The sequence below is a fragment of the Streptomyces sp. NPDC014727 genome (genome assembly GCF_043083485.1).
In the GTDB taxonomy this organism is placed as follows: domain Bacteria; phylum Actinomycetota; class Actinomycetes; order Streptomycetales; family Streptomycetaceae; genus Streptomyces.
The window spans coordinates 1-6,839 of record NZ_JBIBYR010000063.1 but is presented as its reverse complement, the minus strand read 5'-3'; the positions used below and the strand labels follow the sequence as shown (position 1 = coordinate 6,839).

Below are 6,839 nucleotides of genomic sequence, written 5' to 3'. Positions count from 1 at the left end.
CACCGGCTCCACCAGCGCCCACTGCTCGTCACTCACGTCGGTCTTGTAGGGCTTGCGCTCGCTCACGGTGCCCAGCCCAACATGCCCATGGCCGCAGACCAGCCGGGGTGCCGCACCGCCACACGTTCAGGTGACGACAAAACGCCTATCCACTCTCATACCGCCCTCTGACAACTGAGCCCGGTCACTGGTTTTCTGACATGCTGTTGTCCCCTTCACCTTTCGGATCCAGGTAAGTCATCCGGCCCAGGAACCTCCTTCCGAGTTCCTCCCGGCTGAGCCGGGGATACAAACAGAGCGCCTCGTGGCGCACAGCGTGCGTTCCACCACCCACCTGCGGGCCAGTACGACGAAGCCGCGTTGTCCGTCGGTACGACGCACGACCTCGATCCTCACACCGTGCCGGGCGAACGCCCTGGCCAGCGCGGGGCCCTGGTAGGCACTGTCGACCCACACCAGCTTCAGTAGGTGCCGCTGACCGTGATCGTGGGGTCGATCGCGCGGTCGGTCGCGATCACGGCTCCTGCCTCGAGGCCGCTGGAGATCAGCGTGACGATCGTGTACGCGAGGCCGGAGGTGAAGGCGAGGGTGCTGGCCCATTCCATGTCGGGGCGCACGCTCTTGATGAGTTCACGCAGGGCCGTCATGAAGACGATCAGGAAGCCGAGCGCGAGGATTCCGATCAGCAGTCGGGCCAGCACGTTGGAGTCCGGCGGCGGTCCCGAGTAGACGAAGTACAGGGGCACTTCGATGATGAAAGCGGCGGCCGCGGCGATGCCGCTGACTCCGGTCACGCGTCGGGCGATGGTTTCCTGCACGGGGTCCTCCTCGGATCTGGGCTGGCCCCGGGGCCAGCTCGCCCCGGCAGGAAAATGCTGTCAGCGGCGCGGCCCCGGCGCCGTCGGCCTAGCACCCGGATTCGGGGGTGGAACTGACGACACCCCTGCTCGCTCCAGCTGCACCTCGACTACAGGCCGTCGGGCGCCGGCTGGCAGTCATATGCGCCTGCTCCTCCGTGTACCCGGGACTGTCAGGCTTCCTGCCGTCGATCCCGGGTACCCGAGGCTTCACGAACTCTCCTCACGCAGCGCCTTGATCCGTTGCTGTCAACAGCTCAGTGACACCGAAAGCTTGGTTCAACTTGCGGCCCTCGCGTATGTCTCGGCGAGCTGCTCCCAGATGACGTCCGCGGGACTGTATTTCGGCATATACCTGTTCGTCACGACGACGAGCGTCACTCCGCGCTCAAGATCGGTTGCGCCCTGCGCACTGAACCCGGGGTAGCTGCCGCGATGGCCCTGCCATGTCCGGTCTCCCACGACAGCGCGCTCCGTGCCCATGCCATAGCTGCCGCCCGATGCGGCTGACTGCGGTGTTGGCGTGATCATCGCGTCGACCGTCCTGGGCGACAGGAGCCTGTGGCGGACAAATAGCGCGTCCAGGAACTGTGCGGCGCCGAGGGCGGTGCCGGCGAACAGGCCATCGGTGAACGGCATGCCATACAAGTCGGTTGGAATGCCCTTGGCACCGTAAGCAGTGAAGATGTCGACCAGCGGCCCGTTGCCCTTCAGTGTGTAGTAGCCGTGCGCGAAGCGGCGCAGCGCGCGCTCGGAACGCTGGAAGGTGACATGGTCCTCCGTCATCGGCTCCACTTCGCCTGCGCGCCACAGGAAGCGCCGGATGGTGCGCTCAAGCGCCTTGTCACCGCCCGCCGTTTTGCTCAGCACTCGCCCGAGCACGATATAGCCGGTGTTGGAGTACTCCTCGCGCGCACCGGGCTCGATCGGATCACGGATGCCTGCATTTATCCTGGCGAACGTCCACGGCCTGTCGGGGTCGTATTGGTTGCCGGCACCCGTAGATGTGAACGGTAGGAATGGCGCCACAGCGGGATCGGAGTACGCATCTGGGTAACCGCTTGTGTGCGTCAGCAGCATGCGTACCGTGACGACGTGCGAGCCCGCGACTTCGTCCCCCAGGTACTTGCTGATCGGCGTGTCGAGATCGAGCACGCCGGCTTCGACCTGGTGGAGGGCGAACGCGGCGACCATCTGCTTGCCGAAGCTGGCGTAGTAGAACAGCGTCTTGTCGGTGGCAGGCGTTTGGGACTTCCGATTCGCCATGCCTTGGCTTGACGACCAGACCAGGCGGCCGTTCTTCATCAGCACCGCCTGAACACCTGGGTCGCCTACCTCGGCAGATGCACGCTCAAGTGCCTGATCCAGATTCCGCGAGAGGTCTCGCTGTCGACTCGCGGGGACAGGGTGACCGTCGCCGGCTTGTGCGGCTTGCGTCGGAATCGCAACCGTCAGGCCGAGGATGAGTGCGGCGGCCGCCATTACGGCTGCCCCACTCATGAGCCGGCGCGTTCTACCAATTCGCAAGCATCGCCGATAGCGGCTTCCTGCCCTCGGGGGTGAGCTGTGCAGGCCCTTGCTGTTCCTTGTCATCGATGCATTCCTTTCGCTTTGGCGATCCGATCGAGAACGGGTCGTGATGCGCGGCAGCCGCAAACGCTTGAGCGCTTGCAAGAAAAGGGAGCCTGCCGGGGAGCATCAGGGCGCTCGCGGTGTGCACGTCGATGAATCCAGGTGCCACCACCAGGCCGGAGGCGTCCATCTCGCGTCGGGCCGGTCCCAGGTCCCCTCCGACGGCCACGACACGGTCCCCGTCGATGGCTACGTCAGCTGCGCCACGAAGTACATGTAGGCGACCGTATACAGGCCGTTCCACACGATCAGCGTCACGACGAAGACCGTCGGGTCGTGCGTGACGCCTGCCGTGAGCTTGAGGACGCCCCCCACGACGAGCAGTACGCCCAGCGGGATGGATGGCCTGCGAGGGCGGTGCCGTTGGCCGCCATGGCTACGCCGGCTCCGGCACCGCCCAATACGACGGCGCCGACGTGCAGAGGTGTCGGCAGCGGCAGTCTCGCCAGGCCGAACCCGACGGCGGTCACGATCAGGCCTGTCCGCGCGACCAGGTGGCGCCGCGGCCCGGCCACGAGTCTGGTCATGGCGAGGCAGGTGATCGCGCCGGCCAGCAGGCACGCTGTCATCACCTGGCCGGCCTGGGCCGACCCGAACCCAAGTGCCTTCTGGGTCGCCAGGATCATGAGCGGGACGAGGTTGCCGTTGAGGACCGCGACGACGCCGATCCCGAAGGTCGAGGTTCCGACTTTGATCGTAGGGGTGCCTTCTGTGTATCGAAGGACGTCATGATTGCTCCGCGGTGGGTGGGGGCCGCCCGGGGCGGGTTGGCGGCTGGTAAGGGTGAAGGGGAGTGTCTGCAGGACGTGCAGGGTGCAGCGGAGGTCAGGCCGGGGGCAGGTCGCGACCGATCAGGTCGGCGTAGGTCTCGCGGCGAACCACCGGCCACGAGCGCCCATCCCTGCAGAAGATCACCGGAGGGCGCAGCGCGCCGTTGTAGTTGTTGGTGAGCGAGTAGGTGTAGGCGCCGGTGACCGGGACGGCGATCAGGTCTCCGGGGCGCGGATCTTGCAGCAGTACGGTGCCAGGGGTGATCACGTCGCCTGACTCGCAGTGGCGGCCCACGAGCCGGTGCGGCCGGCCGCCGCCGACACGGGTTGCCACAGTTGCCTCGAACCGCTGCCCGTAGAGGGCCACCTCGAGGTTGTCGCCCATGCCGCCGTCCACGGCCACGATCGGTTCGGCGCCGGAGCGTTTGACGGTGGCGACCCGGTAGAGCGTCATCCCGGCCTCGGCCACCATGGATCGGCCGGGTTCGATCAGGAGGCTGGCGTGGGCCGGCAGTTCGCGGCGGGCGGCTCCGACGAGGGCGTCCAGGTACTCCTCGACGCTCGGCGGCCGATCGCCATAGGTGTAGCGGGCGCCGAGGCCACCGCCCAGGTCGTAGACGTCGAAGTCGCCGAGCTGAGCGGCTGCCCGCACGGCACGCTCGAACGGCTCGGTGTCGAGGATCTGCGACCCCACGTGGACATGCACGCCATCGAGTCGCAGAAGCGCGGAAGAGCGCAGGCGCTCGACGGCCAGGCGCGCCTGCTCCATCGGCATGCCGAACTTCGAGCCGTGCTGTCCGGTGGAAACCGCCTCGTGGGTGTCCGGGCGGATGTCGGGGGTGAGCCGCACCAACACGCCCTGCCGACGGTCGCTGTCGCGGCGGGCGGACCGCAGCCCGGGCTCGGCGAGGAGCGCCTCCAAGTGGTTGATGTCGTCGAAGTCGTCGACGACGATCAGGCCCACACCCGCCTCCACCGCGAGCCGGAGCTCCGCCATCGTCTTGGCATTGCCGTGCACGACCATGTCCGCCGGGTCCGCGCCGCCCGCGAGTGCGAGTGCGAGTTCGCCGCCGCTGGCGACGTCCGCTCCCAAGCCCTCCTCAGCGATCAGCCGGTAGATGGCAGTGCAGGGAAAGGCCTTGGAGGCGAACACAACCCTGGAGTTGGCCCAACGCGCGGCGAGACCGTCGGCGTAGCTGCGGGCGCGGGCGCGCACCGCGGCTTCGTCGACGACCAGGGCAGGTGTGCCGTACACCTCGGCGACCTCAGTCGCGGCACATCCGCCGACGAGCAGTTCGTCGTCGGGCGCGGTCGAGCTGCCAGGCGGGAAGAGGCCGAGGACGTCCCGGTCCTGGCGCGGCGCTTCGGCTGGCGCAGTCTGTGCGGTCTGTGTCGGCATGAGCAGCCCGTTTCCATCGAGGAGTTGCGGAACATCGTGCGGCTGGGAGCCAGAGAAGTCGTTGTCGATTCTGCCTATAATCACGTCATGGATCGGGCGAAACTGACAACCACGAACGCGGCTGCAAAGGGCACCAGCGAGGAGCTGTTCGCACTCGCGAACGCGGTGGCCGCTGTCATCGGCGGCTCCGTCGCGATCGAGGACCTCGACCGGCGTGTGCTGGCCTACTCCTCGCTTCCAGGCCAGCGCATCGACGAACTACGCCGTCAGGGCATCCTCGACCGCCACGTTCCGGACCTGCCGGGGCAACAGGACCAGTACCGGGAGGTCCTTGCCGCGACCGGAGTCCTACGGATGCAGGTCCTGGCCCCGGACGAACTGCCGCGCGCGGCGATCGCCATCCGCGCCGGCGACATGCCCCTCGGCACGGTCTGGGCGATCGAGGGCAAACATCCGCTCGACGCTCGCGGCGAGGAAGTGCTCCAGGACTGCGCCCAGCTCGCCGCCCTGCACATGCTGCGCAGCCGCAGCGCTGCCGAGCTGGACGTCCAAGCCCGCGAATCCGCGCTACGCGCCGCCCTCAGCGGGCAGATCGCAGGCCGCGACACCCAGTTCGCGCTGGGACTGCCCGAGCGGCAACGCGTCACCCTCCTCGGCATCGCCCCCGTGCGCACCCCCGGAAGCGAAGCACCGCCCGTTGTCCGGCTCGGTGCCGCGGCAGTCAGCCACTGGGCGGCCGTCAGCCCGGAGGCCGCCGTGGCGACGCTCGGCCGTACTGTCTACGTGCTGCTGCCCGAAGCAACCGAGCAGACAGCACGCCGCCTAGCAGAACAGTCACTCGCTACGCTCGCGCCCTCGTCCCATACCGACCTGCGCGTGGCGCTCAGCCGTCCAGCACACGAACCCGATCAACTGCCCGACCTGCGTGCGGAAGTCGACGACATCCTGCGCGTCACAACGCTCGATCCAAAGGCGCGCCGGACAGCAGGTACGGCACAGGCACACGCCCGCATCCTCCTTGCGCGATTCGCGGACGAGATCGCCCGCTCGCCCAGGCTTCGCCATCCTGGCATCGACGCGATGACCGCGTACGACCACGAGCACCAGACCGAGTACGCGGCCTCAGTGAGCGCCTGGCTCGACGCAGGCGGCAACGCGGCGAAAGCCGCCGAACAGCTCACCATTCACCACAACACGCTCAAGTACCGGCTGCGGCGAGCACGTGAGCTGTTCACCCTCGACCTCGACCACCCAGACGACCGCCTTTCGTTGTGGCTGCAACTTCGCGCATTCCGTGACATACCCCCGCAATGACCCCTTCTTTTCGATAGACAACGGGCGAAGACGACGCCAGCACGCAGACGGTGCGTGCACCGCCCCGGGATCCGCCGGATTCCGACACAGCCCCAGCTCGACCAGCGCGGGCTGCTTGCCCGAGCTGGGGGCCGGTCTGATGGTCTCGGCAGACCGCCCCTTCGTCTGCTGCTTGTCTGTCAGATCGACTGCGCGAAGATGCCGTTGGCGCGCGCGACGAACTCCCCCGCCTGATGCTTGTCGCCGCGCCGAGGCGGTTTTGGAACTCCTGGTAGTTCGCGACCCGTTCACCGTCCACTTCGAAAGCCCACTCATCGAGAGGGGCGTCGACGAGAGCGGCGCCGGCAGTTGTCGGCCCAGCCGCCACCGTCCCAGACCAAGGTGTAGGCGGGGTTGGTCAGTACAGACTGCGCGACCGTCAGGGCATGGTCGGCCGCCCACAGGGAGACCTCAGTCGCCTGGATGTCGGCGAGGGGGCACAGGGGCAGCGCCGGGTCGCTCGCAGCGCGGAGGGGGTGTGCGGCGTTCACAGCTGCGAGAACGACCGCTCGCGGGTCGATGGCGGTGGGAGCGGGCAGGCACAGCCACAGCTCCAGGGGCAGCGACAGTGCGGTCCACAGCGGAATTACGCTGGAGGGGTGGAGGCCGGCCGAGGCGTCGAGCAGGTACGTCGTGCCCGCGTGCTCCGCCAGGATCAGCTCGCCAGCCGAGTAGCGCTGAGCCGCGTCCCACAGCAGGCCGATCCGGCGCAGCGTGGCCGACATCTGGCGAGTCAGGCCCTCGCCCAGGGGGCGTCGGGTGCTGCCTTCGACGGATGCGTTTGCCGCCGCACTTTGCCACTGCGCCTCGGTGATGTCCAGGAGCTCG

At 67.8% G+C, this 6,839-nt stretch carries 5 protein-coding genes and 1 pseudogene; 1 reads left to right on the top strand and 5 read right to left on the bottom strand.

Annotated elements, in window-relative coordinates; all coding sequences use genetic code 11:
- Positions 1-464 precede the first annotated feature (464 nt).
- The 4 genes and pseudogenes from ACF1B9_RS37750 to lysA form a co-directional block, all read right to left on the bottom strand.
- A pseudogene (locus ACF1B9_RS37750) lies at positions 465-818 on the bottom strand (hypothetical protein); the annotation flags it as partial.
- Between the two features lie 318 nt (positions 819-1,136).
- Positions 1,137-2,339 (bottom strand): serine hydrolase domain-containing protein, encoded by a 1,203-nt coding sequence (locus ACF1B9_RS37745; RefSeq protein ID WP_391746788.1) that lies wholly within the window; start codon positions 2,337-2,339, stop codon positions 1,137-1,139.
- A gap of 339 nt (positions 2,340-2,678) precedes the next feature.
- Complete coding sequence (locus ACF1B9_RS37740; RefSeq protein ID WP_391746787.1) at positions 2,679-2,804, bottom strand: hypothetical protein; 126 nt, start codon at positions 2,802-2,804, stop codon at positions 2,679-2,681.
- Positions 2,805-3,314: 510 nt separating this feature from the next.
- Positions 3,315-4,658 carry a diaminopimelate decarboxylase gene (gene lysA, locus ACF1B9_RS37735; protein ID WP_391746786.1) on the bottom strand — a complete coding sequence of 448 codons (1,344 nt, stop codon included), beginning with the start codon at positions 4,656-4,658 and terminating at the stop codon, positions 3,315-3,317.
- 24 nt (positions 4,659-4,682) lie between these two features.
- Here lysA and ACF1B9_RS37730 point away from each other — a divergent pair, with 24 nt between their 5' ends.
- Positions 4,683-5,972: a PucR family transcriptional regulator gene (locus tag ACF1B9_RS37730; RefSeq protein ID WP_391795984.1), complete on the top strand. Its 1,290-nt coding sequence runs from the start codon at positions 4,683-4,685 to the stop codon at positions 5,970-5,972.
- 311 nt (positions 5,973-6,283) lie between these two features.
- Here ACF1B9_RS37730 and ACF1B9_RS37725 read toward each other — a convergent pair.
- The coding region (locus tag ACF1B9_RS37725; protein ID WP_391795983.1) for a hypothetical protein at positions 6,284-6,839 on the bottom strand (556 nt) is incomplete at its 5' end.

What these genes read in the sequence shown, in the direction of transcription:
- ACF1B9_RS37745 (WP_391746788.1), bottom strand. Translation starts at nt 2,339, where the DNA reads ATGGCGGCCGCCGCACTCATCCTCGGCCTGACGGTTGCGATTCCGACG.
- lysA (WP_391746786.1), bottom strand. Translation starts at nt 4,658, where the DNA reads ATGCCGACACAGACCGCACAGACTGCGCCAGCCGAAGCGCCGCGCCAG.